Source organism: Spirillospora sp. NPDC046719, assembly GCF_040645715.1.
Taxonomy (GTDB): Bacteria; Actinomycetota; Actinomycetes; order Streptosporangiales; family Streptosporangiaceae; genus Spirillospora.
On sequence record NZ_JBEYYT010000099.1, the window covers coordinates 1 to 26,594 of the forward strand.

Here is a 26,594-nt window from a genome sequence, read left to right on the forward strand (position 1 = left end):
GGAGCGGCCAAGATGTAGCCCTGTCACCGCTGTTCGACGACACCGTCCATGACCAGGCTCCGGGCGTCGGACGGGGAGAACCCCCAGTCGACGAGGACCTCGTGTGAATGCGCGCCCGGCAGCGGGGGCGGGCCGGCGATCGCCGCGGGCGTCCGGTCGAAGCGCGGCGCGGGCGCCGGCTGGGTCACGCCGAAGGCCCGCGTGTAGGAGCCGCGCGCGACGTTGTGCGGGTGCCGGGCGGCCTCGGTGATGCTGAGCACGGGCGTGACGCAGGCGTCCGTTCCGTCGAACACCTCGGTCCACTCCTCGCGCGTGCGGGTCCGGAAGATCTTCGCGAACAGGCTCTTGAGCTCCGGCCAGTTGGCCGGATCATCGCGATCGGGCAGCTCGGAGATGTTCAGGCCGAGACCTTCCACGAGGACCGCGTAGAACCGGGGCTCGATCGGCGCCACGGCCATGTAGCGGCCGTCGCTCGTCTCGTAGCTGTCGTAGTACGGCGCGGCACCGTCGCAGAAGTTGCTGGCCGGCTCGTCGATCCAACGCCCCTGCGCCATCATGGAGTGGACGAGCGTGGTCAACGAGGCGACGCCGTCCACCATGGCGGCGTCGACGACCTGCCCGTGGCCGGACGCGCGGCTCTGCAGGAGGGCGCCCAGCACTCCGAAGGCCAGCATCAGGCCGCCCCCGGCGAAGTCGGCGATGAGACCGGGCGGCGTCGCCGGCGGCTCCGTTCCGCGGCGCAGCAGCGACAGCGCCCCGGTGAGCCCCTGGTAGTTGAGGTCATGCCCGGCCATCGAGGCCATCGGCCCGGACTGTCCCCAGCCGGTCATCCGGCCGTAGACGAGCCCGGGGTTGCGCTCCAGACACGCCTGTGGTCCGAACCCGAGGCGTTCCGCCACCCCGGGGCGGAAGCCCTCGATGAACACCTCGGCCCGCTCCACCAGCCGCAGCAGTGCGTCGAGGCCCTCACGGCGTTTCAGATCGATGGTGATCGAGCGCCGCCCGCGGCTCAGGGCGTACCGGTCGGCGCCCTCCGCCCGAGTGCCCGGCCGGTCCACCCGGACGACCTCGGCGCCGAGGTCGGACAGCAGCATCGCGGTGTAGGGCGCGGCCCCGAGGCCGGCGATCTCGATCACGCGCACTCCGGCGAGCGGCCCGGTGGGCCCCTGATTCGCCGGCCGCTCTTCCTCTCCCGCGCCGTCGGCGGCTTCTTCCGGGGCGGCCGCGGCCTCCGACTGTCCCTGCACGTGCACCCCTTACATGGTGGCGGTGACTTGCTATGATTAAGTTAAACTATATAACTATAGGCGCGAAGTGGTCCGGGTACGGGTGGAAGCGCCGGCGGGTCCGAGCCGGCCGCCCGCCCGGGCCGGCACGAGGAAATGGACCGCCATGACAGACGACTCCCGATCGCGTCGGCTCCTGCAGGAAGCGCGGCTCCCTGAGGTCCTGACGGCCGTGGTCGGAGGCAAGCCGCTCCCGCGAGGGCACGGCGCGCTGATGGACATCGACGACCCGGCCGAGGAGACGACCGTCGGCCGGTTCGAGGAGACGCAGGCCGGTGACGTCGCCGCCGCCGTCGAGGACGCGCACGCCGCCTGGCGCGGCTGGTCGCGGCTCGCCCCGGTACGGCGCGCCCGGCACCTGGCGGACATCGCCGCCAAGCTGACCGAGCACGCCGACCTGCTCGCCCGGCTGGAGTCGCTCGACTCCGGCAAGCCGCTCTCCCAGGCGCGGGCGGACATCGCCGCCAGCGCACGCTATTTCGAGTACTACGCCGGCCTCGCCGACAAGATCCACGGCGAGACGATCCCGCAGCCCGAGGGCACCTTCACCTACACGATCCGCGAGCCGTACGGCGTCGTCGCCCACATCACGCCGTGGAACGCGCCGCTCACCCAGATGACCCGCGGGGTCGCCCCGTGCCTGGCTGCCGGGAACACGGTCGTCGTCAAGCCGTCCGAACTGACACCGCTGACATCGGTCCTCGCGGCACTGCTCATGGTGGACGCGGGACTTCCACCGGGCGTGTGCAACGTCGTGCTCGGCCCCGGAGCCACCACGGGCGAGCAGCTGACCGGCCACCCGCTGGTGCGGCACATCACCTTCACCGGCTCGGTGGCAGGCGGGCGCCGGGTGGGCGCCGTGGCGGCGGAGCGGATCGTCGACGTCAACCTCGAACTCGGCGGGAAGTCGCCGACGATCGTCTGCGCCGACGCCGACCTCGACGCGGCGGCGCGGGCCGGCGCGCTCGCGGTGATCCGCAACTCCGGCCAGTCGTGCTTCGCGACGACCCGGCTCCTGGTCGACCGGGCGGTGCACGACGCGTTCGTCGACCGCCTGGCGGGGCACGTCGCGGGACTGTCGGTCGGGCACGGCCTTGACGACCCTGACGTCGGCCCGCTGATCTCGGCCCGCCAGCGGACACGCGTCCTCGACCACGTGGAGCGCGCCGTCCGCGACGGCGCCCGCATCGTCGTCGGCGGCGGCACGCCCGGGACCACGGAACGAGGCCACTTCGTCCTGCCCACGCTGCTCGCCGGCGTCACCAACGACATGCCGGTCGCCCAGCAGGAGATCTTCGGGCCCGTTCAGTCGGTGATCGCGTTCGAGTCGCTGGACGAGGCCGTCGAGATCGCGAACGACACCGAGTACGGGCTGTCCGCGGGCGTCTTCACCACCGACGTCGGCACCGCGCACCGCGTCGCCGCGGCACTCCAGGCGGGACAGGTGCAGGTGAACCGCTACATCGGCGCGGGGGTCGAGGTGCCCTTCGGCGGCTACAAGAGCAGCGGCCTGGGCCGGGAGAAGGGCACCGAGGCGATCACCCACTACACCCAGCTCAAGAGCGTCATCGTCGCCACCGCATGAGCGGCTCCACGGAGGGTTCGAACATGGCAGACAAGCCTGTACTCGGTTTCATCGGGCTCGGAGTGATGGGTTCGCGGATGTGCGCGAACCTGATCCGCCGATCGGACGCGAGCGTGGTCGTCTTCGACCCCGTGGCGGAGGCGGCGGACGCGGCCGCCGCCCTGGGCGCGCGCAAGTGCGGCGACGCCGCCGAGGTCGCCCGCGACGCAGAGATCGTCTTCCTGTCGCTGCCGAGCATCCGCGAGGTGGAGACGGTGTGCGCCGATCTGACCGGCGGCCCGGACCGTCCCCGGATCATCGTCGACATGAGCACGAGCGACGTCGGGCGGACGCGCGCGCTCGCGGCCCGCCTGAAGGGCGAGGGCGTCGCGCTCGTCGACGCGCCCGTCGCGCGCCTGCGTCAGGCCGCCGAGGACGGCACGCTCCTCATCACCGTGGGCGCCGACGAGTCGCTGTTCGCCGAGCTGAAGCCGTTCCTGTCCTGCATGGGCAGCGACATCGTGCACGCGGGCGGCACCGGCAACGGCCAGGTGATGAAGATCCTCAACAACATGGTGCTCTTCCTGAACATGAACGCGCTCGCGGAGGCGCTCACCATCGGCCGCGCGGCCGGGGTGGACGGTGCGCTGCTGTTCGAGACCCTCGCCCTTGGATCGGCGGACAGCTTCGCGCTGCGCAGGACCGCGACGGCGACGATGATCTCCGACGAGTTCCCGGTGCGCGCGTTCCCCACGAACTACGCCATCAAGGACCTCGCGCTCGCCTTGCAGCTCGCCCGCGACGAGGGCATCGACGTGCCCGCCGCGAGCCAGACAATGGCCCTGCTCGAACGCACCCGGGACGCGGGATACGGCGAGGACTACTATCCCGCGATGATCAAGCTGGTGGACGGCCGTGGCTGACCGCTCTCCGCTCCCCGAGTGGGAGGTCTGGGCACTGCGCCTGGGATCGGTGGATCGTCCCGCCCGCGACAACTTCCTGATGCCCTGCGCCCGCTCCGGCGCCATGCGCCTCGACTTCACCATGTGGGTCGCCCGCCATGGTGAGCGCACGGTCGTCGTCGACACGGGCTTCAACGAACACGCGGGCGATCGCCGAGGACGGCGTCTGGACCTGCGACCGGCCGAGGCCGTCCGGAGAGTGGGGGCGGATCCGGCGGCGGTCAGCGATGTCGTGCTGACGCACCTGCACTTCGACCACGCGGGGAACATCGGCGACTTCCCCGGTGCGCGCGTCGCCGTCCAAGCGGACGAACTGGCGTACACGACCGGGAAGGCGATGACGCACGAGGCGCTGAGCCACTTCTACGAACCCGATGACATCGTCGACGTCGTCAGGCGCGTCCACGCGGGAGACGTCCGGGTGGTCGAAGGCGACGCCGAGCCGGCCCCAGGGCTGGAACTGCACCTCATCGGCGGCCACACCCGCGGCCTGCAGGTCGTCCGCGTGCACACCCGCCGCGGGTGGGTCGTTCTCGCCTCCGACGCGCTGCACTACTACGCCAACTTCCAGGAGCGGAACCCCTTCCCGGCGATTCTCGACCTCGGCAGGCTCCTCGACGGCTACGAGCGCCTCGGGGAACTCGCGTCGAGCCCCGATCACATCGTTCCCGGGCACGACCCCGAGGTGTTCGAACGCTACGCCGATCCGCATGCCGGCCTCCCTGGTGGCGTGGTGGCCCTCCACACGCCTCCGGCGACCGTGCCGACCCACTGACGAAAGCTGGACAGTTTCATGGATTTCTCCCTGCCGACCGAGGTGGACGAGTTCCGCCGCTCCGTGGAGTCGTTCTCGACCGAGCGGCTGGCTCCTCAGGCCCACGCGCGGGCGCACTCCGCGGACTACCCGTGGGACGTCGCCAAGGCCATGGCGGACCAGGGCCTTCTCGGCCTGACCATTCCGGAGGACAAGGGCGGTCAGGGCGCCGGCCTGCTGGCGGCGATCACCGCCATCCAGGCGGTCGCCAAGGGATGCCCGCGCAGCGCCGATGTCGTCCAGGCGGGCAACTTCGGGGCCATCAGGACGTTCGCCGAGTACGCCACGCCCGACCAGCGCGAGCGCTACCTGCCCGGCCTGCTGGCAGGCGAGACGCTGATCGGCCTGGGCATGACGGAACCGGAAGCCGGTTCCGCGGTCACCGACCTGCGCACGTCGGCCACGCCGAAGGGCGACGGCTTCCTGATCAACGGCACCAAGATCTTTTCGACGCACAGTGCGGAGGCGACCGTCTTCCTGGTGTACGTCCGGTTCGGTCCCGGTGTGGGGGGCATCGGCTCCGTCCTGGTGGACCGTGACACCGAGGGACTGACGATCGGCGAGCCTTCGATGTTCATGAACGGCGAGCACTGGTGCCAGCTCTACTTCGACGACTGCTACGTACCGCCTGAGCAGGTCCTGCTGGGCGAAGGCGGCTTCAAGAGGCAGATCAGCGGCTTCAACGTCGAACGTCTCGGGAACGCGTCCCGGTCCATCGCCCTCGGGCGCTATGCCTTCGACCAAGCGACGGAGCATCTCAACACGCGTTTCCAGTTCGGCCGGGCGCTGGCGGAGTTCCAGGGCCTGCAGTGGATGTTCGCCGAGGCGGCCGTGAAGCTGGAGTCGGCTCAACTGCTGCTGCACCGGGCCGCGCTCGCGGGAGACCGGGACGGCATCCCCTCGGCCTACGACACCGCGGTCGCCAAGTTCGCGGCCAACCAGGCGGGCTTCGGCGCCGCCGACGTCGCCATGCAGGGCATGGGGGCCACCGGTTTCAGCACCGAGTCGCTGGTGGAGTACTGCTTCCGCCGGACACGCGGCTGGATGATCGCGGGTGGTTCGACGGAGGTGCTCAAGAACCGCATCGCCGAGCACGTGTTCGGGCGGCGCTTCAGCCAGCGGGGTGCCGCCTCATGAGCGCGGTGCCCCCCGGATCCGCGGCTCCCTCTTGGTACAACGCGCTACTCCACCCGGACACGGTCGCGATCCTCGGCGCGTCCGGCACCCCTGGCAAGACGACGGCGCGGCCACTGGAACACCTGCGTCTGCACGGATGGCAGGGCGACGTGTTCCCCATCAACCCCGCGCGCGACTCGGTCCTGGGAGAGCGGGCCTGGCCTTCGGTCCGGGCGCTCCCTGTGGTGCCGGACCACGTCCTGATCCTCACCGGCGCGGACCAGGCCGTGGAAGCGGTCCGCGAGTGCGCCGGGCTCGGCGTCAGGGTGGCCACGATCCTGGCGGACGGATTCGTCGACGGCTCGGCGGACGGGCCCCGCCGGCGGGCGGAGCTGCGCCGGATCCTGGACGGGAGCGATCTGAGGCTGCTCGGGCCGAGCAGCCTCGGCGTCGCGGCCCCCGGCAGCCGTTTCGCGTTCACCGCGAACGCGGCCTTCGCCGAACCCGACCTCGACGACGGCGGCGTGTTCGTCGCCTCCCAATCCGGTAGCGCGATCGGGGCCCTGCTCTCCCGAGGCAAGGAGATGGGGATCGGCTTTCGCGGCATGGTCTCCACCGGCAACGAGATCGACCTGACACTCGGCGAGATCTGCCTCGCCTCGGTCGACGATCCGCGTGTCCGAAGCTATGCGCTGTTCCTGGAGAACCTCACCGCCGCCGAGGACCTGCGTGCCTTCGCGCGCGCCGCGGCCGAACGCGGCAAGCCGGTCCTCGCCTACAAGCTCGGCCGGACCGAAGCCGGTGCGGACCTCGCGGTCGGGCACACCGGCGCGCTCGCGGGGGACGACGCGGTCGCCGACGCTCTGCTCAAAGACCTCGGCATCGCCCGGGTGCACACCTTCGAGGCGCTTCTCGAAGGCCAGAACCTCGCGGTCGGCCTGCCGATCCGTCCGGCCGGGGCGGCACGGACCCGGGTGTGCGTCGTCTCCACCACGGGTGGCGGCGGCGCCATGGCGGTCGACTGCCTGGCGGCGGCGGGCGCCGAGCTTCCCGGGCCGTCGGCGGAGACGGCGGAGAGGCTCGCACGCGCCGGCGTGAACGCCGGGGGCGGCGCTCTCATCGATCTCACCCTGGCGGGGACCCGCTACGAGGTGATGAAGGGCGCGCTCGAGATCGTGCTCTCGGCGCCCGAGTTCGACGCCGTGGTGGCCGTGCCGGGCAGTTCGGCACGCTTCCACCCCGAGTTGGCCGTGAAGCCCATCGTGGACAGCGGGGGCTCGGGCAAACCGCTCGCGGCCTTCGTCGTTCCCGCGGCGCCGGAGGCACTTCGGCTGCTGAGAGCCAACGGGATCGCCGCCTTCCGTACGGCCGAGTCATGTGCCGACGCCCTCACCGCGGTCTTCGATCGCCGGCCGCCGACCGACCGCGCCCACTGCGCGGCGCCCACAGGCTCCCCTTCCACGGTCTTGGACGAGGCGGAGTCGTACCAGGTGCTGGACGGCATCGGTGTTCCCGCCGCGCAGTACGCCGTGCTCGATACGCAGCATCTGCCCGGCGACCTGCCCGTGCCCGGACCGGCCGCCGTCAAGATCCTTTCGCCCGAGGCGCCGCACAAGTCCGATGTCGGCGGGGTCGTTCTCGGGGTGGCCGACGGTGAGGAACTACGCGTCGCCGCCGAGCGCATCCGGCGTTCGGTGCAGCAGCGAGTCCCCGGGGCCACGGCCGACCGGCTTCTGGTCCAGACGATGGTGCGAGGGCTCGGCGAAGCCCTCGTCGGGTACCGGTACGAACCAGATGTGGGACCAGTGGTGGTCCTGGCGGCCGGTGGCGTGCTCGCAGAGCTCTACCAGGACCGCAGCGTGCGGCCGGCCCCTGTCGATCTGGCCGCCGCGCGCGAGATGGTCGGGGAGGTCGTCGCCTTCCGCGCACTCAGCGGTTACCGCGGCGCGCCCCTCGGGGATCTCGACGCGCTCGCCGAAGCCGTGGTCTCCTTCTCCAGGCTGGCGGAGTCGGAAGGACCGCCGGTCCTGGAGGCGGAGGTCAATCCCCTCATCGTGTTGCCGCAGGGAGCGGGTGTCGTCGCGGTGGACGCGCTCGTGCGCCGTGAGATGGAGGGCTGACCCATGGTGCCGGCCAAGACCGTTGCCCAAGAGCTCGCGGCGCTGGCGACGGCCATGAGGACGATGCCGCTGAGCACGAATATCGCCGACGCCGCCGAACGGGCGCTTCTGGACTGGCTCGGCGTCACGCTGGGCGGCAGCCGTGCCGCACCCGCCGCGGCGCTGACCGGTGGACTCGGGCCCCTGGCAGGACCGAGCCGCCTCCTTGGTGGTGGAACGGCGCCGCCTCCCATCGCCGCGCTCATCAACGGCACCGCCGCCCACACCTTGGAGCTCGACGACATCTATGCCCCGGGGCTCTTTCATCCCGGGGCGCCGATCATCGCGGCGGCCCTCGCCGTCGCGGACCAGGCGGGCGGTACGGGAGACGGCCTGCTGCGCGCCATCGTCACGGGATACGAGGTCGGTTGCCGGGTCGCCGCGGATCTCGGCCCGGAGCACTACCGGAACTGGCACACCACGGGCACGGCCGGGAGTATCGGCGCCGCGGCGGCGGCCGCGGAGCTCCTGGGCCTCGACGAGCGGGCCGTCGCCCATGCGCTCGCCCTTTCGGCCACGATGGCGTCCGGTCTCCAGCAGACCTTCCGCGGCGACGCCATGGGCAAGCCCCTGCACGCCGGCAACGCCGCCCAAGCCGGAGTCGTGGCGGCGATCCTCGCGCGGGGCGGAGTGACAGGTGCACCGGACGTGCTGGAGGGTTCCGCGGGCCTCGGAATTGCGACCGGGGGAGCGGTGTCCGGCTGGGAGACCTGCCGCGCGCCGGCCGGCCGCGAGTTCGCCGTCGAGTCCATCACCGTCAAGCCGTACCCGTGCTGCGGCCACGCCTTCGCCGTGATCGACGGCGTACTGCTCCTCCGGGAGCGCGGGCTGACGGCCGCTGACGTGGGGCGATTGGAGATCGGCACGTACGCGGCGGCACTCGATGTCGCGGGCATCGCCTGCCCTGCGACGGTGCCGGAACGCCGCTTCAGCATCCCCTACCTCGCCGCTGTGGCACTGACCGAGGGCGCCGTCACCGAGGAGTCAGTCGAGCGAGACAGGCAGGACGGGAGGTTCTCCGAGCTCGCCGGGGCGGTCACGCTGAAGGTCGATCAGGCCTTCGAGGAGCGGTTCCCGAGTCGGCGCGGTGCCCGGGTGACGGCCGTGATCCGCGACGGCCGCCGGATGACGGCGGAGATACCCGATCGCTCGGGGAGCCCGCAGAGCCCGCTGCCGAAGGACCGCATGGAGCAGAAGTTCCTCGCCGCCGCCACGGCGGTGATGGGGACGCGAAGCCGTGACCTGTTGGATCAGGTCAGAGGGCTGCGCCACGGCGGGCTCGTCTCCGATCTCTTCCTCGGCGGGCACGAGTCCGACACCGCCTGATGACCGAAACGCCCTGTGCCCCGGCCGCGCCGAATCCGGTCCGGGGCACAGGAGCTTCTTGGTGAGGCCCCGCGTGCGGAGCCCAGCGGAAGCCGCCCTGTCAGCGCTTGTCAGGCAGCAGCCCGATCGGGCGGCCGGCGGGCGCGGCTCCGTACAGCTGCGGCATCGCCTCCACCAGTTCCTCCGCGGTCACCGGGCCGTCCGCCCGAGCGTGGTGGGTGGCGGAGATCGCCCAGGACTGCATGCGGTTGACCTTGTCGCCGTCGATCCGCAGGACCTGCCCGGTGAGCCAGCCGGCGGCGTCGGAGGCGAGGTAGACGACCGCGCCGGAGGCGTTGGCCGGGTCGAGCGGGTCGAACCCCTTCGCACCGGAGTCGCCCTCGCCCAGCATCTCGGCCGTCATGCGGGTGGCGGCGATGGGGGAGATGGCGTTGACCGTGACCCCGTAACGGCGCATCTCCATGGCCGCGATCGTGGTCAGGTTGGCGATGCCCGCCTTGGCGGCGCCGTAGTTGGACTGCCCGACCTGGCCGAACAGGCCCGTGCCGGAGGTGGTGTTGATGATGCGGCCGGCGACCGGCTCGCCGCGCTTGAACGCCTCCCGCCAGTAGGCGCACGCGTGCCGGGTGAGCCCGAACGTGCCCTTGAGATGGACGGCGATCACCGCGTCGAAGTCCGCCTCCGTCATCGAGAAGATCATCCGGTCGCGGAGGATGCCGGCGTTGTTCACCACGATGTCGAGCCGGCCGAACTCCTCGACGGTCGAGGTGACGAGCGCCTCGGTGGCCTGCCAGTCGGCGACCGAGGCCGCGTTGGCGACGGCGCGTCCGCCGAGCTTGGTGATCTCGGCGACCACCTCGTCCGCCGGGGACTCCTCGGCCTGCTCGCCGTGCAGGCCGGCGCCGAGGTCGTTGACGACCACGGCGGCACCCGCGCGGGCGAGCGCAAGGCAGTGCTCGCGGCCCAAGCCACGGCCGCCTCCCGTGACGATGGCGACCTTTCCATCCAGAAGCCCCACGAGTGCTCCTCCCCTTGCGTTGACCTGCGACCGATCTTATAAGCTTAATTATCTTACTGTATGACGATGATGCCCGCCATCGCCCCTCTTGTCGGCGATAGTTAAATAGGATAGATGTTTTAGAGGAAGGAGGTGGCATGTGAAGGTCGGTCTCTGGTTCGACCTGCGCAACCCACCCGGGTGGCGGAGGGATCCGGCGCGGTTGTACGCGTTCACGCTGGAGATGTGCGAGGAGGCGGAACGGCTGGGCGCCGACTCCCTCTGGTTCTCCGAGCACCACGGGTTCGAGGACGGCTACCTCTCCCAGCCCCTCACTTTCGCGTCCGCGGCCGCCGCCCGCACGAAACGGGTCCGGCTCGGAACGGGCATCCTCGTCGCCCCGCTGCGCAAGACCGTCCAGCTGGCGGAGGAGGCGGCCGTCGTCGACCTGGTCAGCGGAGGCAGGCTCGATCTCGGGCTCGGCGCCGGTTACCGGGCGCCGGAGTTCGAGGCGTTCGGGGCCGACATCAGCGCGCGCTACCGCACTCTCGACGCCCAGGTGGGGGAGTTGCGGAGGCTCTGGGGCGAGGGCGGCGTCACGCCTGGCCCGGTCCAACAGCGACTGCCTGTCTGGCTCGGCTACCAAGGCCCCAAGGGCGCCGAGCGGGCCGGGCGGATGGGGGAGTGCCTTCTGACGGCCAACGGGGAGTCCTGGCCCCACTACCGGGACGGCCTCGTCGCGGGCGGGCACGATCCGCGAACCGCGCGCATGTCCGGCGGCATCGAGGGGTTCGTCACCGAGGACCCCGAACGCGATTGGGCGCTCGTGGCCCCGCACGTCGCCTACCAGTTCGACAGCTACCGCCGCTACATGGTGGAAGGCACCGGACGCCCCGTGCCTCGACCCGTGGACCCCGACCGGCTGCGGGCGCGCACACCCGGTGCCCCGCTGTCCTCCTTCCTCTTCGACACCCCGGAGAACGTCGCCGCCGGTGTCAAGAAGTACGTGGCCGGAGCACCGGTCGAGACCGTCTGGTTCGGCGCGTCCGTCGCCGGGATGCCCGAGGCCGCCGTCGCCCAGCACGTCAACGTCATCTGCAACCGGCTCCGGCCGCTGCTCCAGAACGCCGGCTCTCCGGCCTCGGGGGCCGGTGGCGAGGGCGGGGCCGACCAAGGGGGGACCGCACGATGAAGAGGCTCCAGGACAAGATCGCGATCATCACGGGGGCCGCATCCGGGATCGGCGCCGCGACGGCGCGGCGCGTCGCCGCCGAGGGAGCGCGGACGGTGGTCGCCGACCTGAACAAGGACGGCGCGGCCACGGTCGCCGAGGAGATCGCGGCCGCCGGCGGGACGGCCATGGCCGTCGAGGTGGACCTCGGGGACACCGACTCGGTGCGAGCGATGATCGCGAGCACGGTGTCCGCGTTCGGCGGTCTCGACGTCCTCCACAACAACGCCGCGGCGACCCACCTCGCGGCCCGGCGGGACCTGCCGGTCGCCGAGGCCGATCCCGCCGTCTGGGACGAGACCATGCGCATCAACCTCAGAGGCACGATGGTCGCCGTCCAGGCCGCGGTCCCGCACATGATCGCCCGGGGCGGCGGCTCGATCATCAACACCTCGTCCGGGTCCGGACTCGCCGGTGACCTGCGCAACCCCGCCTACGGCGCGTCGAAGGCGGCATTGATCAACCTGACCTGGTACGTCGCCACCGAGTTCGGCAAGCAGGGCGTCCGCTGCAACAGCATCACGCCCGGCTTCATCGTGACCGAGGCCAGTTCCGGATCCGCGCACGGCGAGATCCAGGACACGATGCTGCGCCACCACCTCACCCCGCGGCTCGGCAAACCCGAAGACGTCGCGGCCGCGGTCGTCTTCCTCGCCTCGGACGAGGCCGCCTTCATCACGGGACAGACCCTCGGCGTGGACGGCGGCCTGCTCGTGCATCAGCCCTACGTCGCGGACATGCGACGCGATTGACAAGAGGCCGCGGACGCGGCCTCCTCCCGATCCCACCCCCTTTGAGGAGAGACCGATGGTCACCGTCGACGTGGAGTTGCACAGGAGCAAGGCGGCGAATGATCTGCCACGGCCCCGTCTGGTCATCGGGGGCGAGGACGTCCTCGAGGCGAGCGGCGGCGTCCACGACCACGTCAATCCGGCGACCGGCGAGGTGCAGGCGCAGATCCCGATCGCCGGGGCCGCGGAAGTCGACCGGGCCGTGACCGCGGCACGTCGTGCGTTCGAGGAGGTCTGGGGCCCGATGCGCCCGGCGGAGAGGCGCCGCCTGCTGACCCGCTTCGCCGGCCTCGTCCGCGAGCACATCGACGACTTCGCCGCCATCTGCCCGCTGGAGAACGGCGTTCCGATCGGCGGCTGGGCGGAGACGGTCGGCCCGCACGTCGCGGAATGGACCGAGTACTACGCCGGCTGGGCGGACAAGATCGAAGGCAGCGTCGGCGCAGCCTACAGCCCGCACGAGTTCATGGAGTACACGGTGGCCGAGCCCTACGGGGTGATCGGCCACATCATCACGTGGAACTCCCCGGCGCTCTCCCTGGCGATGAAGGTGCCTCCGTCGCTGGCCGCCGGGAACACCGTGGTCATCAAGCCCGCCGAAAGCACGCCCTACTCGGCCCTTCTGTTCGCCGACCTCGCCCGTCAGGCGGGGATCCCCGACGGCGTGATCAACGTCGTCACGGGCCTGGCCGAGGCGGGCGAGGCCATGGTGACCCATCCGGGGATCGACAAGATCTCCTTCACGGGCGGCCCGGCCACCGCCCGCCGCATCATGGCATCGGCCTCGGCGGGTCTGAAGCCGGTCGTGTTCGAGCTCGGCGGGAAATCGGCCAACCTGCTGTTCGCGGACGTCGATCTCACCACCGTCGGTCCGTACTGCACGGCCTTCGCGATGAGCAACTCGGGCCAGGGGTGCGCGCTGCCGACCCGGCTGCTCGTCGAGCGGCCGATCTACGACCAGGTCGTCGAGATGGCCGCGGCCGTCGCGGCCGGGCTGGCCGTCGGCGACCCCCTCGATCCCGCCACCTACATCGGCCCGCTGATCAACGCCGCCGCGCGCGAGCGCGTCGAGGATGTGATCGAAAAGGCCGTCGCGGAGAAGGCCGGGCGGCTGGTCTTCGGAGGCGAACGCATTCAGGCGGAGGGCTTCTTCGTCGCGCCCACGGTGTTCGCCGACGTCGACAACAAGAGCGAATTGGCGCAGAAGGAGGTCTTCGGTCCCGTTCTGGCGATCACGCCGTTCGACACCGAGGACGAAGCCGTGGCCCTGGCCAACGACAGCGAATACGGCCTTTCCGCCTACATCCAGTCCGCGAACGTCGACAGGGTCAATCGTCTCGTACCGCGCCTGCGCGCCGGGACCGTGTACGTCAACCCTGGTCCGAATCCGATCACGTGCGCGGGAACGCCCTTCGGCGGCGTCGGGATCAGCGGGTTCGGCCGTGAGGGCGGCAAGGCGGGACTCGACGAGTTCATTCGCGTCAAGGGAGTCGGCGTGGGGCGCCTCTGACCTGATCAAGCAGCGCGCCGGGCGGCCGTGACCGGCCTTCCGCGCCGCCGTACGGTGAGCGATCTCCTCATCATTGTCAGTGTCCGATTTCGGTGTTAATGTCGGGCCATATTCAAGCCGAACCACCCCCCTTGTCGCGGCTTGCGGATGGTGAATCATGAGGAGCTCGGACCTGCGGACGGCCTTCCGGGGAGTCGACTGGAGCGTGTCCACGGCGGCCGCCCTCGCGGCCCCCGAGGACATGTCCTCCGGACCCGCCTCGTCCGGCCCGGCGCGCCAGTGGTCTCTCGATCTGGCCACCGTGGTGGGCGAGGTCTCTCCCTCACCTCAAGTGATCGTCGGCTGGCCTCACCTCCAGCCCGAAGGACCGGGCTCGTGGGACTCCGCGGCGCTCGACCGGTGCGACCGGAGGCTCGATCTGCTGCTGGAGCAGGGGGACAGGCCGGGCCTCACCCTCCTGCACGTCGACATGCCGGCATGGGTCGACGTCTCGGACGGCTGGCTGAACCGGGACACCGCGCTGCGCTTCGCCGATTTCGCGGCGGAGATCGCGGAGCGTTTCGGTGATCGCGTTCACCGGTGGACGACCGTCAGCGACCTGCTCGTCCACTCCATCGCGGACTACGTCGCCGGAATGCTGCCGACCGGCCGGGGCGTCGGCATGCGCGGGCTGGTCGCCCTGCATCACGTGCTGCTCGGCGCCGGCCTCGCGACGCGGGCCATCAAGAGCGCGGACGACGGCGCCGAAGTGGGCACCGCGATGACCTTGGTCGGCGGGTACGCGGCCACGGACGATCTCGCGGACCGTGTCGCCCTCAACCACATGGAATGCTGGGCCTACCGGCTGTTCCTCGATCCCCTGCTCCTCGGGCGCCACATGGCCGATGAGAATGACCGCTCTCCCGTTGAGGAGACCGGTTGCGTCAGGGACGGCGACATGGCGGTCATCTCGGCTTCCCTCGACGAGCTGGGGCTCGTCTGGCACGTGCCCAGCAGGGTCGCGGCGCCCGAGAACCTGCCGAAGCTGCTTCCCGTGCGCCAGTGCTTCAGTGCGCTCAACGACGCGAACCGCGTCCTCGCGCCTCTGGGATTCGTGCTCGCTCCGATGGAAGAGGTGAAGACCACCGCCTACGGATGGCCGATCGTGCCCGAGGGCCTGGCGGACGCGGTCGCCGCGCTGTACGAGATCTACGGCGATGCCCTGCCGCCCCTGCGTGTGATCGACAACGGCATGTGGGACCTCGGGGCGGCCGACGCTCTGGCCGACGACCGGGAGCGGCGGCCGGCCCTCACCGCCCAACTGACCTGGCTGGCGCAGGTCATGGGCGAGGGGGTCGAGGTTCGGGGCTACGAGTACTGGTCGCTCGCTGACAATGCCGCCTGGAAGCTGGGCTACACGCGGCACTACGCGATGGCGGCGGACGCTGGCCGGTATCCGCCGCAGCCGACGATCCCGTTCGACTGGGTGCACCAGGAGGTCTTCGGTGGCCCCGTCGGAGTGGCGCGGCGAAGGGGGAAGTCCGGCAAGCGCAGCCTGCGCCCCGTCTAGGGCGCCTCGACGGAGCGGCGCCGCAGCCGGCCCGGACCGGCTCAGCGTGCAGGAAGATCGCAGGCAACGGCCGAGGCCGGAACGTCGGGGTCAGTTCGGGGCCATGATCGCGAAGCGCGCTCCGGCGGGGTCGGCCAGGACCGATCGGCGGCCGTGACGAACGTCGGAGGGCGGGGCCAGTACGGTGCCGCCGGATTCCGCCGCCCTGGCGGCTGACGCATCGCAGTCCGTCACCCGGAGATGCGGCATCCATTCTGCGGGCTGCGGGGCGGGCCCGGTCCCGTCCTCGCGAGCCAGACTCGCGATCGCTTCTCCGTCGACCGTCCAGTCGGCGCCAGGGGAGCCTTCCCGATCGCGTTCCACGGGCTGCCAGGGGAAGACCTTCTCGTAGAAGCGGTGTGCAGGCCCGACATCAGGGGTCACGAGTTCCACCCAGCACATCGTGGACGGCTCGCCGGTGGCCCCGAACGTCGGATAGTTGCCGGGCTGCACAAGTCCGAAGTCGGCGCCCTGCGGATCGGAGCAGAGCGCCATCCTGCCGAGCCCGCTGTAGTCGGTCGGCGGTATCAGCTCCTGCCCGCCGGCGGCGGTGGCCTCGTCCATGGTGTCGCCGACGCTCCCAACACAGAAGGAGCACGTCCAAGAGGCCGTTTCCGAATCCTCGGTCAGGCTCTGCATCCCCGCGACCTCCGGCCCGTTCACGTCACCGAGGGTGAAGACGTGATAGTCGCCCCAGTCCGGCATCGCGACCGTGTAGACGTACCAACCGAACAGCTCGCCGTAGAACGCCCTGGCAGCGTCCAGATCCGGGCTGACCAGGTCCAACCACGCCGGTCGGCCGATCGCGGCTTCGTTCGTTTCGGGCATCGTCCGACCTCCAGAGCAGACGTAGTCCCAGGCTAGGAAGGGTCACGCCATGGGAGCGGCCTGCCCGACGTCGAGGATTCCCAAGGGATTCCAAAATCTCGGCAAGTGGGGCGCTGTACCGGCGCTCTGGCCGGACGATCCTTGCCGCCGTGCGATTGAGTAATATAGTTTAACTATCTAATTCGTTTCAGTCGTGTGATCGAGGTCTTCATGAGAATGCGGGACAAGGTCGTCGTCATCACCGGCGCCGGATCGGGACTCGGCCGGGAGGCCGCCCTGCTGTTCGCGGCCGAGGGCGCCAGGATCGTCGTCACCGACCTGAGCGCCGAGCGGAGCGAGAAGGTCGCCGGTGAGGTGGGGGAGGCCGGCGGGCAGGCGGTCTGGCGCGCCGCGGACGTCCGCGTCGAGGGCGACATGCAGGCCGCGGTGAAGCTGGCCGTGGACACGTGGGGACGGCTGGACGTGATGTTCGCCAACGCGGGCATCGGGGAGATCGGGTTCGGGAGCGTCGCGTTCGAGGACCTGACGCTGGAGAACTGGAACGCCGTCCAGGCGACCAACCTCACCGGCGTGTTCCTGGCCGCCAAGGCCGCCGTGCCGGCGATGAAGGCGCAGGGATCGGGGAACATCGTCGTCACGAGCTCGGCTTCCTCGTACGCCGCGTACCCGCACTTCATCAGCTACACGGCGTCCAAGCACGGCGTCAACGGCCTCGTGAAGGTCCTGGCCCTCGAGCTGGGCCGGTACGGCATCCGCGTCAACGCGCTCTGCCCGACGCACGGGATGTCCGTGAACCTCGCGATGCCCCCGGACGCCGAGGTGCTCGGGAAGTCGTACGAGGAGATGGGCCCGTGGGACAAGGGCGCCGCCGCCATGCCGCTGCGCCTGGACCGGCCCCCGACACTGCGCGACAACGCCAACGTCGCGCTCTTCCTGGCCTCGGACGACTCCGCCTACATGTCGGGCGTCTGCCTGCCGGCGACCGATGGCGGCACCCTTTCCCGCGTCGCCATCATCTTCCCGGAGGACGTGGGCGGGGACGGGCTCGGCGCACCGGTTCCCGCCAGCTGAGAACGGGCGGAGATGAAGGGCCGGTCCGGAGCCCCTTGGTCCCGGACCGGCTCTCGCGACGGGCGAAGTGGCGCCCCGGCTACGCGGCAGCCGCGCCGGCTTCGTCAGCCAGAGGGCGTCGCCGAAGCGTCCTGCTCCGCCAGCCACCGCTCGTGCCGGTCGAAGTGGCCCGTGTCGCGGGTCACCCAGATCCCGGATGCGCGTGCCAGCACCGCCCCACCGGGCAGGAGCGTCATCTCGCCCGAGATGTACCAGCGGGAACCCTCCCTCTTGTCGACCCAGGCCCTGACCCTGAGCGGACGGTCGACGGGGACCGGCTTGACGAAGCTGACCGACAGCTCGGCGGTCACCGAGAGGGTGGAGTTCAGCAGCGGCACATGCCCCAGGCACTCGTCGAGGACGGAGGCGGTCCAGCCGCCGTGGGCGACGTTCGGCCCGCCTTCCTGCTCGCGGGGGCACGAGACGTCGAACCACGCGGTCCCCGCCTCGTCCAGTCGCTCGCGCTCGACGCCGAGCCTGCAGGCGCTCGCCGCGCGGCAGGCGCCGCAGAGCGCGACGCCGCCCTCCGTGCGGGGCGGGTCCTGGAAGTCGGAACCCGCCCACCGCCGGTTAGGGGTCCTGAGCCGATCGCCGCTGGTGGACATGCGCACTCCCCGCAATCATAGGTTGAATAAGTAATATTATTTTACTGCCAGCTCTTGGTGTCCCGTGGCGCGGGGGAGGGCCTCCACGGGCGGGTCCGGACGGCTACTGACCTTCCGTTGCGGCCTCCTCGAAAAGCCGCATGCGCGACTTGACGCGCCGCTCCAGGAAGTCTCCGAGGACGCGGTCGAACACGGCGTTGTCGTCCCCGGCGACCATGTGGTGGGCGCCCTTGACGCTGGCGAACTCGGCGTGCGGCACGAGCTCGAGGAAGCGCTTGGAATCGGCGATGCCGAGCACGTCGGACTCGCCGCCGCGCACCAGCAGCGTCGGCACGCGCAGGGACATCGCCGCCGCACCGAGCCGTGCCGGGTCGATGAGCTTGTCGCGCTGGACGGCCTGGTCGCGCGGGGAGCGGAGAAAGGCCGGGTCCCAGTGCCAGAAGAACCGGCCGTCCACTTCACGGAGGTTCTTGCGCAGCCCCTCCACGCTCTTGGGACGTGGCCGGTGCGGGAGGTAGGCGGCGACGGCGTCCGCGGCCTCCTCCAGCGTTGCGAACCCCTCGGCGCCGCTGCTCATGAACTCGCTGATCCGGCCGGTCCCCTTGGGCTGGAGGAACGGCGAGACGTCGACGAGGACCAGGCCGAGCGCGAGATCCGGCCGGTGCCCGAGCGCCGCCAGCGACGCGTTGCCGCCAAGGGACGCGCCCACGAGGACGGGAGTGCGGCCGAGGAATTCCACGATCCGGACCACGTCGCCGGCGAAGGTGTCCAGGCCGTAGCGCCCGTCGGGAGACCAACCGCTCTCCCCGTGGCCGCGCAGGTCGACTGCCAGCGCGCGCCATCCGACGTCGCCGAGGTCACGCGCGGTCGCCCGCCAGGAGTGGCGGGTCTGGCCGCCGCCGTGCAGGAGGACGACGGGCGGATCGGCCTCGTCGCCGTAGGCGTCGGCCGCGAGCACGACCTCGCCGTCGCATGGGATCTCGAGCGTCGTCGCCTGCTGCGTGCTCACCGAGCCTCCATCGCTTCGAGTCGGGACGTTAAATAGTTATATTAGTGCGCTTTGCGTATCGTCAGTGGTCAGCGGCCTTGATGCGTCCGAGCTCACGGTCCGTCGAGCTGGCGTTCTGCCGGCGCACCTTCCAAGGCGGCTACGACGGCACTACTGAGGTGGCTCGCCCCGAGACCTCGCAGTGCACCTGCGCGAGGTGACGACCCGTTGTCATACGCGCGTGCTGTCGACGTTCCGTGCGGCTCGCAGTTCGTCGCGGTGCTGGACGGCCCACCGCCTGAAGTCGGTGAGCTCCAAGCCGTACGCCGCGGCGTGGTGCGGACGTGCGGGATATCCGACGCTGTCGAGCCATACCTGCGTCGCCGCCCACGACCTGCGGCCCATGAGGGCGTCCACCTCCGGGCGAGGCAGGCGGCGCGGCGCCACCGGCGCGCCTGTGGCCTGCGCGATGGTCGCCGCCATCTCGGGGAAGGTGGGCGTGTCGCCGCCGAGCTCGATCTCGGCGCCTCCGAAGCGCCGCCGATCGGTGACGGCGGCCGTGACGGCGCGCCCCAGGTCGTCGGCGGCCACCAGGGCGACCTCGGTGTTCTCGTCCGTTGCGACGACGAGCTCGCCGTCGGCGAGATGGGGGAACATGTATCCGGCTTTCGGGGGCAGGAAGTTCTCCATGAAGAAGGCCGGTTTGAAGATGGTGTAGGCGTCGACATCCGCGGCGCGAACCAGCGCCTCCACGTTCTCCTTGCTGTCCCAGTAGTTGCGCATTTCACCGGCGTCGACGGCGGGATGGTCCTCACGCCACCCTGTTCCGGACACGGAGGTGTGGACCAGATGGACGACACCCGCCGCGCGGGCGGCGTCGATCAGGGCGCCCGCCTGCCGTCTCTCCGAGTCCGGGTCGGCGAACGGGGCTGGCTGCACCGAGAACACCGACGTGCAGCCGGCGCACGCCTCCTCGAGTGAGGCGGGTTCATCGAGATCTCCGACCGCCAGGGCTATGCCTCCCGCGAGGAGAGAGCGTGCTCCCGCGCTCGCGGGATCGCGGACCAGCGCGACGACCCTGATCCCCGCGTCTCGCAGTGACCGGGCCACCGCACCGCCCTGCATGCCGGTCGCCCCGGTGACCATGACGGTGAGGCCGGCGTCGCGGCCTGACGCGCCCTTCTCCATTCAGCTGCTCCTTAGCTGCTCAGACGGACCATTTCGAGGGCTGGGTGCTGCGCCAGCGTTCCAGCTCGTCCGCCTCGACGGCCAGTGCGTCGCTCAGTGAGCGGTCGTCGTTCTCGTCGTAGAGCCTGTTCACGACGGCGACGAGTTCCGGCTTGGCCGCGGCGATGGCTCCGGCCAGTTGCTGAGCACGCGCGAGGAGGGCGTCGTCCTCGACGATCTCGGAGAGCAGTCCCGCGCGGAGCGCCGCCTCGGCATCGAGGCGGAGCCCGGCCAGGCTCATGGCCTTCGCCGTCCGGACGCCGACGACCCGTCCCAGCCTCGCGGTCATCCCACCGCCGGGGAATGCGCCGATGCGGACGTGAGTGTCGGCGAACATGGCCTTCGGGCCGCCGATCACGAAGTCGCAGCCGAGGACCAGTTCGAGACCGCCCGCCACCGCCGGTCCGTTGACGGCCCCGATCACGGGTTTGGCGAGCCGGCCGGTCCGGCGGATCAGGTCTCCGACGGACCGGCGGTCCGCTCCGGCCGCGGCGAAGACCTTCAGGTCGAGTCCGGCGCAGAAGGCCGGCCCCCGCCCGGTGATCACGGCGGCGCGGATGCCGTCGTCCTCCTCGAACCGGGTGAGCGCCTCGTCGAGGGCGGTGACGAGTGCGGGGGAGAGGGCGTTGCGGGCGGAGGGCCTGTTCAGGGTCAGCGTCATGACGCCGTCCGCGGCCTCGGTGAGCAGGACCGCGCCGTCGTCTCCAGCCGTCTCGGTCATCAGAAGATCCCGTATCCGCCGTCGATGCGCAGGCAGTCTCCGGTGTGGAAGGACGAGGCCGGGCTGGCGAGGTAGATGGCGACGCCCGCCCAGTCGTCCGGCGTGCCCCAGCGCCGGAGCGGTATGCGCGCCATCACCTTCTCGCTGACCGCCGGATTCTCCAGCCAGCCGTCGAAGACGGGTGAGCGCGTCCACCCGGGGAGAACGGCGTTGGCCCTGATCCCGTGACGGCCGAACTCCACGGCGAGAGAGCGGGACAACGACAGCAGGGCGCCCTTCGCGGCGGCGTAGGCCTGCTCGCGCGGCGCCCCGAAGAGGGCGGCGATGCTGGACGTCACGACGATGCTGCCGCCGTTGCCGAGGTCGACCATGTGCCGCGCCGCCTCACGTGTGGTCAGGTAGGCGCCCTCCAGGTCGACGCGCATGAGATCCCGCCACTGCTGAAGCGTCGAGTCGAGGAAGCGCGGGTTGGTCATGGCGTTGGCGAGGGCCGCGTTGGCGAAGCAGGCGTCCAGGCGGCCGAACTCTTCGATCAGGCGACCGAAGCCCGAGACGACGGCGTCCTCGTCGCTGATGTCGATCGTGTCGGCGATGGCCCGGTGGCCATGTGCGGTGAGGCGCTCCACCGCGGCCTTGTTCTTGTCGCGGTCCCGGCCCCAGATGCACACGTGGGCGCCGGCGCGGGCCAGCCCTTCTGCCATGCCGAGGCCTATGCCGGAGTTGCCTCCGGTGACGAGGGCCACGCGGCCGCTGAGATCAAGAGGATGTGGGCTGGGCACGTCCTGGTCCCTCCTGTACAGGGGGTGGGTTCGGGCGCCGACCCGGCCCCCGCGCCATGTGGGGCCGGGTGGCGACAGCGAAGGCCACAACGGCCTAAGGAGCTATATAGATTTAACAGTTTAACTATTTCGTGTCAACGAGGTCGATGCCGGCGCCATCGGCCCGCGCCGCCCAGGCGGCCTGCTCGGCGAGCGCCGCGGCGTAGCGCCGCCGAGCCGCCTCGCGGCGCTCCGGGATCCATTCGGTCGGCCAGAGGCCCGGTGCGGGGGAGAACTCGCGCAGCACCTGCCGGGCGACGGTCGTGGTGTGGGCCTCGGTCGGTCCGTCCCAGATGCCGAACATCGGGACCTGCATCCACATCCGCGCCAGCGGCATCTCGTCCGACACGCCGAGCGCGCCGTGCACGTGGACGGCGCGCTCGACCACGTCGTGGACCAGCTTCGCGCCGAGGTTCTTGATCGCCGCGATCTCCTTGCGGACGCTCGCGGTGCCGCCCTGGTCGATCAGCCACGCGGTGTGCAGGACGAGGAGCCGGTACTGGCCGATCTGCGCCCACGAGTCGGCGATCGCCTGCTGCACCAGCTGCTTGTCGGCCACGAGCGAGCCGTGCGCCCGCCGGCTCAGCGCACGCTCGCACATCATCTCGAACGCGCGGGTGGCGACTCCGACCGCGCGCATCGAGTGGTGGACGCGACCGCCGCCCAGCCGTGTCTGGGCCACCACGAACGCCTCGCCCTCCCCGCCCAGCATCGCGTCGGCCCCGACGTGGACGTCGTTGTAGCGCAGGTGGGGGTGCGTCATTCCGCCCGGTTCCTCGCCATAGGTCGTGGTGGGACGTACGACCTCGATGCCCGGCGTGTCCGCCGGCACCAGGAACATCGACATGCCGCGGACCGGGTCGACGTCCGGATCGGTGACCGCCATGACGATGACGAAAGCGGCCTGCTCGACGTTGGAGGAGAAGAACTTCTCGCCATTGATCACCCAGCCGTCGCCGTCGCGGACCGCGCGGGTGGTGAACAGCCGGGGGTCGGCACCGGCCTGCGGCTCCGTCATCGAGAAGCAGGAGAAGACCTCCCCGTCCAGAAGCGGGCGGAGGTAGCGCGCCTTCTGCTCCTCCGTCCCGTAGTGCGCGAGGATCTCCGCGTTGCCGGTGTCCGGGCCCTGGACGCCGAAGATCGTCGGTGCCCACTCGTTGCGACCGATGATCTCGTTCATCAGTGCGAGCTTCACTTGGCCGTAGCCGTGGCCGCCCAGTTCCGGCGGGAGGTGGCAGGCCCAGAGACCCCGGTCGCGGACCCGCTGCTTGAGGGGGTCGATCACCTTGCGCAGCCATGGCGGTGGCGGGGTGTGGTCCATGCCCGGCCACAGCAGGCACAGCGGCTCGGTCTCGGTCTCGACGAACTCCCGCATCCAGTCCAGCTCCCGCTGGAACTCCGGCTCCGTGGAGAAATCCCAGGCCATGGTGTCCTTCCGGTCGTCGTGGTGAAGGTCAGGCGAGTGCGGCGCGGGCGCGGGCGATCATGTCCGGGACCTGCCGGGCGGCGCGGACGCCGAAGCCGGACGTCTCGCCGCGCCGCCGCGCGTTCTTGGCGATGAGCGCTGACGCGGCGGCGAGCTTGAACAGCGCCAGGGCCCGGAACCACTCCAGGCCCGTCGTGGCCGGGCCGCCGGCGTCGGCGTAGACGGCACGGAGCTCCTTCGGGCCGGGCATGCCCGGTGCTCGCCGCTGCGCCGAGGGATGCGCGTCGGGGTCGGCGGTCAGCAGGAACCAGGCAAGATCGAGACGGGGATCGCCGATCGACCAGATCTCCCAGTCGATGACGGCGCGCAGGCGATCGCCTTCGCAAAGGGCGTTGCCCAGGCGGTAGTCGCCGTGCAGGAGCGCGGGATCGCACGCATCGGGGACGCTCGCGCCGAGGCGTTCCGCCACGGCGTCGGCGCCGGGACGCAGGTCGTCGGGCACCGTGCCGAAGGCGCGCACCCACCTGTCGATCTCGGAGGTGAGGGTTCCGGCGGGCTCGCCGTCCAGGCCGATGCGTTGAGGATCGACGCGATGCAAGGCCGCCAGGACCTCGGCGGCGTGCCGGGCCCGGCCGGTGACGTCGGCCGGGGGAGGCAGGGTGATGTCCGGGTCGATGTTGGGATCGAGCGAGTCACCGGTCACGAACGACATCCCGAACAGCGGCGGGACGTCCGGCGGCGTGCCCGCGTCCTCGAAGAGGACTTCCGGAACGAGGACGTCCTGCTCCTTCGAGAGCGAGCGCAGGATTCTGGCCTGCCTCAGCACGTCGCGGTTGCGCACCGGAGGGACGCCTGGCGGCGCGACCTTGACCACGAGCGGCCCAGAGCCGTCGCCGTCGGCCCATCGCGCGCGGAAGGTGAGGCTGGAGGCACCGCCCTGAAGTGGAACGAGGTCGCGTACGGGACGTCCCGCGGCCGAGGAGGCGCGCTCGGCCAGTTCCGCCGGCCGTACGGCCGGGTGATCGGATCCGGAGGTGTCGGCTTGCCGGGGCATGGAGGTCTCCAAACCTTGCGCCGTGTTTCTAAATCAGTTATCTATATAACATGATTTCACTTAATCGTCCATCCTGCTCCCGGGTGCCGATCGGGCCCCTCCGCAGGACGAGGAGGGGGCGATGAGCCCGCCGACGGGACCGCGATACCTGCGCAGGGATCTGCTCCCGCGCAGCGCGGAGAGACGGTCGCTCGGCTCCCGGACGGCGCGCCGGATCGAAGAGATGATCATCGAGTCGGGCTGGGCGGTGGGGACCGTCCTCGGCTCGGAGGCGGAGCTGACCGCTCGGCTGGGGGTCGGAAGGTCGGTCCTGCGCGAAGCCGTCAGGTTGCTGGAGGCCGAGGGGGTCGCCCGCCGCCGCCCCGGCCCGGGCGGGGGGCTGGTGGTCACGGCCCCCGACGCCGACGCCGTCCTCGGCGCCGCCCGGCTCTTCCTGGACTACCGAGGTGTCCGCTCCGACGACCTGTTCGACGTGTGGCTGGCGGTCGAGCTCGCGGCCGTGAGCCGTCTGGCCACGACGATCGACCCCGAAGGCGCGGCCCGGTTGCGGACGGTGCTCGCCGACGGGCTCCTGGCGCGGGGCGGTGAACCCGCGGAACTGCCGAACGTCCATGTCGAGATCGCGCGGCTATCCGGGAACCCGGCGGCCGAACTGTTCCTCGGGGTGGTCATCGACCTGTGTCTCGAGCACGGGATCCGGGAGATCGAGGGCCGGGACCGCGCCTGGCTGGACGCGCGCCACACCGAGATCGTCGAGGCCGTGGTGAGCGGCGACGGCGCCCTCGCTCAGCAGGCCGTGCGCCGCTACATCGCGCGCCTGTCGTCCTGGGGCGCCCTCCCCGGCCGTGCCCGCCCGCCCCAGCCCTGCCCGTCGGCCCGGCCTGCACCGGAGGTCTCACGATGACGAATCCCTACGACCGTACGGACCTGTTCGACCTGAGCGGAAAGGTCGCGCTCGTCACGGGCGGAAGCCGGGGGCTCGGCCGCGAGATGGTCCTCGCCTTCGCCGCCGCGGGTGCCGACGTCGTGATCGCGAGCCGCAAGCTCCCCGCGTGCGAGGCGGTCGCCGGCGAAGTCCGCGACAGCACCGGTCGCCGAGCCCTGCCGGTCGCCTGCCACGTGGGCGAATGGAGCCAGATCGACCGGATGGTCGACGAGGTGTACGACCACTTCGGACGCGTCGACGTCCTGGTCAACAACGCGGGGATGTCACCGCTCTACGACCACGTCCTGAACGTCAGCGAAGAGCTCTACGACAAGGTCTTCGCCGTCAACCTCAAAGGCCCGTTCCGTCTGACGGCCCAGGTGGGCACGCGGATGGCGGCGGGCGACGGCGGTTCCATCCTCAACATCAGCAGCATCGGCGCGATCCGGACGGGCGCGGACGTCATCCCCTACGCGGCGGCCAAGGCCGGTCTGAACAGCATGACGGGATCGTTCGCGCACGCCTTCGGCCCGACCGTGCGGGTCAACGGGATCATGCCGGGCGGGTTCTTCACCGACGTGGCCGCGCACTGGGACCGGGAGGCGTTCGATCGGCACGCCGCCCAGAACTTCGCTCTCGGACGCGGGGGAGAGCCCCACGAGATCGTCGGCGCGGCGCTCTACTTCGCCTCCGCCGCCTCCAGCTACACCACCGGCTCGGTGCTCGTCGTCGACGGCGGCGTCCCGGCCTGAAGGTCCCGGATCGACGGAATAGGAGAACGACATGGGTCTTCTGCAGGACAAGGTCGCCGTCGTGACCGGCGCCGGCTCGGGGATCGGACGGGCCATCACGCTCAGGTTCGCCGCCGAAGGCGCCACGGTCGTGGCCGCGGACGTGTCGGGGAAGGAACGGGACGTCGCGAAGGAGGCCGAAGGGCAGGTGGAACCGTTCACGTGCGACGTGGCCGACGAGCGATCGATCCTGTCGCTGATGGAGCACTGCCGTGAGCGGTACGGACGCCTGGAGGTGCTCGCGAACAACGCCGGAATCGCCGGCGCCCGCGCGCGCATCCACGAGATGGACATGGCGGAGTTCGATCGCGTGATGGCGGTGAACGTGCGCGGGTCCTATCTCGTCCTCAAGCACGCGCTGCCGCTGCTGATGGAGGCCCCGTCGGGGGCGTCGGTGGTCAACACCGCCTCCATCGGAGGCTTCCGGGCGACGCCCGGCTCGTCGCCCTACATCACCTCGAAGGGGGCGCAGGTGATGATGACCAAGGTCGCGGCCCTTGAGTACGTCAAGGACGGCATCCGGATCAACGCGGTGTGCCCCGGGACGACGCAGACCGCGATCCTGGACGGCAGCACCCCGGAAATGCTGGAGATGCTGTCGGCGAGAATCCCGATGGGCCGCCTCGGCGGGCCGGACGAGGTGGCCAACCTGGCGCTCTTCCTCGCATCCGACCAGGCCTCCTACATCACGGGCCAGTGCTACGTGATCGACGGGGGCCGCAGCGCCGGCTGAGAAACGGGCGCGCCGGGCGGTCGA

At 70.9% G+C, this 26,594-nt stretch carries 24 protein-coding genes; 14 read left to right on the forward strand and 10 right to left on the reverse strand.

Annotated features, from left to right (window positions below):
* Positions 1–23: 23 nt before the first annotated feature.
* Entirely contained in the window at positions 24–1,253 is a 1,230-nt protein-coding gene (locus ABZ914_RS18840; RefSeq protein WP_500194351.1) for a CaiB/BaiF CoA transferase family protein, read from the reverse strand.
* Positions 1,254–1,392: 139 nt separating this feature from the next.
* Here ABZ914_RS18840 and ABZ914_RS18845 point away from each other — a divergent pair, with 139 nt between their 5' ends.
* From ABZ914_RS18845 to ABZ914_RS18870, 6 genes are read left to right on the forward strand one after another with little or no spacing between them, the layout of a single operon-like run.
* Positions 1,393–2,871 (forward strand): aldehyde dehydrogenase family protein, encoded by a 1,479-nt coding sequence (locus ABZ914_RS18845; protein WP_500194353.1) that lies wholly within the window; start codon positions 1,393–1,395, stop codon positions 2,869–2,871.
* Positions 2,872–2,894: 23 nt separating this feature from the next.
* Entirely contained in the window at positions 2,895–3,773 is an 879-nt protein-coding gene (locus ABZ914_RS18850) for an NAD(P)-dependent oxidoreductase (protein WP_500194354.1), read from the forward strand.
* Positions 3,766–4,587, forward strand: coding sequence for an N-acyl homoserine lactonase family protein (locus ABZ914_RS18855; RefSeq protein ID WP_500194356.1), 822 nt, complete (start codon positions 3,766–3,768; stop codon positions 4,585–4,587). Before ABZ914_RS18850 ends, ABZ914_RS18855 begins: the two co-directional genes overlap by 8 nt.
* An 18-nt stretch (positions 4,588–4,605) precedes the next feature.
* Complete coding sequence (locus tag ABZ914_RS18860) at positions 4,606–5,763, forward strand: acyl-CoA dehydrogenase family protein (RefSeq protein WP_500194357.1); 1,158 nt, start codon at positions 4,606–4,608, stop codon at positions 5,761–5,763.
* Complete coding sequence (locus ABZ914_RS18865) at positions 5,760–7,862, forward strand: acetate--CoA ligase family protein (RefSeq protein WP_500194359.1); 2,103 nt, start codon at positions 5,760–5,762, stop codon at positions 7,860–7,862. The genes ABZ914_RS18860 and ABZ914_RS18865 overlap by 4 nt, the downstream gene beginning before the upstream one ends.
* A gap of 3 nt (positions 7,863–7,865) precedes the next feature.
* Entirely contained in the window at positions 7,866–9,227 is a 1,362-nt protein-coding gene (locus tag ABZ914_RS18870) for an MmgE/PrpD family protein (RefSeq protein ID WP_500194361.1), read from the forward strand.
* Between the two features lie 100 nt (positions 9,228–9,327).
* Here the strand turns inward: ABZ914_RS18870 and ABZ914_RS18875 are convergent, their stop codons facing one another.
* Complete coding sequence (locus tag ABZ914_RS18875) at positions 9,328–10,245, reverse strand: SDR family NAD(P)-dependent oxidoreductase (protein WP_500194362.1); 918 nt, start codon at positions 10,243–10,245, stop codon at positions 9,328–9,330.
* A gap of 139 nt (positions 10,246–10,384) precedes the next feature.
* Between ABZ914_RS18875 and ABZ914_RS18880 the strand changes: the two genes are divergently transcribed.
* From ABZ914_RS18880 to ABZ914_RS18895, 4 genes are all read left to right on the forward strand, one after another.
* Positions 10,385–11,416, forward strand: coding sequence for an LLM class flavin-dependent oxidoreductase (locus tag ABZ914_RS18880; protein ID WP_500194364.1), 1,032 nt, complete (start codon positions 10,385–10,387; stop codon positions 11,414–11,416).
* Positions 11,413–12,207, forward strand: coding sequence for an SDR family NAD(P)-dependent oxidoreductase (locus ABZ914_RS18885; RefSeq protein ID WP_500194365.1), 795 nt, complete (start codon positions 11,413–11,415; stop codon positions 12,205–12,207). The genes ABZ914_RS18880 and ABZ914_RS18885 overlap by 4 nt, the downstream gene beginning before the upstream one ends.
* A gap of 55 nt (positions 12,208–12,262) precedes the next feature.
* Positions 12,263–13,756, forward strand: coding sequence for an aldehyde dehydrogenase family protein (locus ABZ914_RS18890; protein ID WP_500194366.1), 1,494 nt, complete (start codon positions 12,263–12,265; stop codon positions 13,754–13,756).
* A gap of 157 nt (positions 13,757–13,913) precedes the next feature.
* Positions 13,914–15,305, forward strand: a complete 1,392-nt coding sequence (locus tag ABZ914_RS18895) for a family 1 glycosylhydrolase (RefSeq protein ID WP_500194367.1) — start codon at positions 13,914–13,916, stop codon at positions 15,303–15,305.
* A 90-nt stretch (positions 15,306–15,395) separates the two neighbouring features.
* Here ABZ914_RS18895 and ABZ914_RS18900 read toward each other — a convergent pair whose 3' ends face one another.
* The gene (locus tag ABZ914_RS18900; protein ID WP_500194369.1) at positions 15,396–16,172 is read right to left on the reverse strand and encodes a VOC family protein; all 777 of its coding nucleotides are present in this window, start codon (positions 16,170–16,172) and stop codon (positions 15,396–15,398) included.
* A 210-nt stretch (positions 16,173–16,382) separates the two neighbouring features.
* Between ABZ914_RS18900 and ABZ914_RS18905 the strand changes: the two genes are divergently transcribed.
* On the forward strand, positions 16,383–17,243 hold the full coding sequence (locus ABZ914_RS18905) for an SDR family NAD(P)-dependent oxidoreductase (RefSeq protein WP_500194370.1): 861 nt from the start codon (positions 16,383–16,385) through the stop codon (positions 17,241–17,243).
* Positions 17,244–17,347: 104 nt separating this feature from the next.
* Here ABZ914_RS18905 and ABZ914_RS18910 read toward each other — a convergent pair whose 3' ends face one another.
* From ABZ914_RS18910 to ABZ914_RS18940, 7 genes are all read right to left on the reverse strand, one after another.
* Positions 17,348–17,887: a PaaI family thioesterase gene (locus ABZ914_RS18910; protein ID WP_500194372.1), complete on the reverse strand. Its 540-nt coding sequence runs from the start codon at positions 17,885–17,887 to the stop codon at positions 17,348–17,350.
* 103 nt (positions 17,888–17,990) lie between these two features.
* Entirely contained in the window at positions 17,991–18,896 is a 906-nt protein-coding gene (locus ABZ914_RS18915; protein WP_500194373.1) for an alpha/beta fold hydrolase, read from the reverse strand.
* 210 nt (positions 18,897–19,106) lie between these two features.
* Positions 19,107–20,063, reverse strand: coding sequence for an NmrA/HSCARG family protein (locus ABZ914_RS18920; protein WP_500194375.1), 957 nt, complete (start codon positions 20,061–20,063; stop codon positions 19,107–19,109).
* Positions 20,064–20,082: 19 nt separating this feature from the next.
* Positions 20,083–20,823, reverse strand: coding sequence for an enoyl-CoA hydratase-related protein (locus ABZ914_RS18925; protein ID WP_500194377.1), 741 nt, complete (start codon positions 20,821–20,823; stop codon positions 20,083–20,085).
* Positions 20,823–21,602, reverse strand: a complete 780-nt coding sequence (locus ABZ914_RS18930; protein ID WP_500194379.1) for an SDR family NAD(P)-dependent oxidoreductase — start codon at positions 21,600–21,602, stop codon at positions 20,823–20,825. Before ABZ914_RS18930 ends, ABZ914_RS18925 begins: the two co-directional genes overlap by 1 nt.
* A 124-nt stretch (positions 21,603–21,726) precedes the next feature.
* Positions 21,727–23,067, reverse strand: coding sequence for an acyl-CoA dehydrogenase family protein (locus ABZ914_RS18935; protein WP_500194380.1), 1,341 nt, complete (start codon positions 23,065–23,067; stop codon positions 21,727–21,729).
* A gap of 28 nt (positions 23,068–23,095) precedes the next feature.
* Positions 23,096–24,121, reverse strand: a complete 1,026-nt coding sequence (locus tag ABZ914_RS18940) for a phosphotransferase family protein (protein WP_500194382.1) — start codon at positions 24,119–24,121, stop codon at positions 23,096–23,098.
* A gap of 121 nt (positions 24,122–24,242) precedes the next feature.
* Between ABZ914_RS18940 and ABZ914_RS18945 the strand changes: the two genes are divergently transcribed.
* Genes ABZ914_RS18945 through ABZ914_RS18955 form a run of 3 tightly spaced genes read left to right on the forward strand, consistent with a single transcriptional unit; the run spans position 24,243 to position 26,570 of the window.
* On the forward strand, positions 24,243–25,025 hold the full coding sequence (locus ABZ914_RS18945) for a FadR/GntR family transcriptional regulator (protein WP_500194384.1): 783 nt from the start codon (positions 24,243–24,245) through the stop codon (positions 25,023–25,025).
* Positions 25,022–25,798 (forward strand): SDR family NAD(P)-dependent oxidoreductase, encoded by a 777-nt coding sequence (locus tag ABZ914_RS18950; RefSeq protein WP_500194385.1) that lies wholly within the window; start codon positions 25,022–25,024, stop codon positions 25,796–25,798. The genes ABZ914_RS18945 and ABZ914_RS18950 overlap by 4 nt, the downstream gene beginning before the upstream one ends.
* Before the next feature lie 31 nt (positions 25,799–25,829).
* A complete protein-coding gene (locus ABZ914_RS18955; RefSeq protein WP_500194387.1) occupies positions 25,830–26,570 on the forward strand; it encodes an SDR family NAD(P)-dependent oxidoreductase in 741 nt (246 codons plus the stop codon).
* Positions 26,571–26,594: the final 24 nt, after the last annotated feature.

Bases quoted from the DNA above. Each gene is read 5' to 3' on its own strand.
- ABZ914_RS18885 (WP_500194365.1), top strand. From the start codon at position 11,413: ATGAAGAGGCTCCAGGACAAGATCGCGATCATCACGGGGGCCGCATCC.
- ABZ914_RS18895 (WP_500194367.1), top strand. From the start codon at position 13,914: ATGAGGAGCTCGGACCTGCGGACGGCCTTCCGGGGAGTCGACTGGAGC.
- ABZ914_RS18920 (WP_500194375.1), bottom strand. From the start codon at position 20,063: ATGGAGAAGGGCGCGTCAGGCCGCGACGCCGGCCTCACCGTCATGGTC.
- ABZ914_RS18955 (WP_500194387.1), top strand. From the start codon at position 25,830: ATGGGTCTTCTGCAGGACAAGGTCGCCGTCGTGACCGGCGCCGGCTCG.
- ABZ914_RS18945 (WP_500194384.1), top strand. From the start codon at position 24,243: ATGAGCCCGCCGACGGGACCGCGATACCTGCGCAGGGATCTGCTCCCG.
- ABZ914_RS18905 (WP_500194370.1), top strand. From the start codon at position 16,383: ATGAGAATGCGGGACAAGGTCGTCGTCATCACCGGCGCCGGATCGGGA.
- ABZ914_RS18925 (WP_500194377.1), bottom strand. From the start codon at position 20,823: ATGACCGAGACGGCTGGAGACGACGGCGCGGTCCTGCTCACCGAGGCC.
- ABZ914_RS18910 (WP_500194372.1), bottom strand. From the start codon at position 17,887: ATGTCCACCAGCGGCGATCGGCTCAGGACCCCTAACCGGCGGTGGGCG.
- ABZ914_RS18850 (WP_500194354.1), top strand. From the start codon at position 2,895: ATGGCAGACAAGCCTGTACTCGGTTTCATCGGGCTCGGAGTGATGGGT.
- ABZ914_RS18890 (WP_500194366.1), top strand. From the start codon at position 12,263: ATGGTCACCGTCGACGTGGAGTTGCACAGGAGCAAGGCGGCGAATGAT.
- ABZ914_RS18950 (WP_500194385.1), top strand. From the start codon at position 25,022: ATGACGAATCCCTACGACCGTACGGACCTGTTCGACCTGAGCGGAAAG.
- ABZ914_RS18845 (WP_500194353.1), top strand. From the start codon at position 1,393: ATGACAGACGACTCCCGATCGCGTCGGCTCCTGCAGGAAGCGCGGCTC.
- ABZ914_RS18940 (WP_500194382.1), bottom strand. From the start codon at position 24,121: ATGCCCCGGCAAGCCGACACCTCCGGATCCGATCACCCGGCCGTACGG.
- ABZ914_RS18865 (WP_500194359.1), top strand. From the start codon at position 5,760: ATGAGCGCGGTGCCCCCCGGATCCGCGGCTCCCTCTTGGTACAACGCG.
- ABZ914_RS18860 (WP_500194357.1), top strand. From the start codon at position 4,606: ATGGATTTCTCCCTGCCGACCGAGGTGGACGAGTTCCGCCGCTCCGTG.
- ABZ914_RS18870 (WP_500194361.1), top strand. From the start codon at position 7,866: ATGGTGCCGGCCAAGACCGTTGCCCAAGAGCTCGCGGCGCTGGCGACG.
- ABZ914_RS18900 (WP_500194369.1), bottom strand. From the start codon at position 16,172: ATGCCCGAAACGAACGAAGCCGCGATCGGCCGACCGGCGTGGTTGGAC.
- ABZ914_RS18935 (WP_500194380.1), bottom strand. From the start codon at position 23,067: ATGGCCTGGGATTTCTCCACGGAGCCGGAGTTCCAGCGGGAGCTGGAC.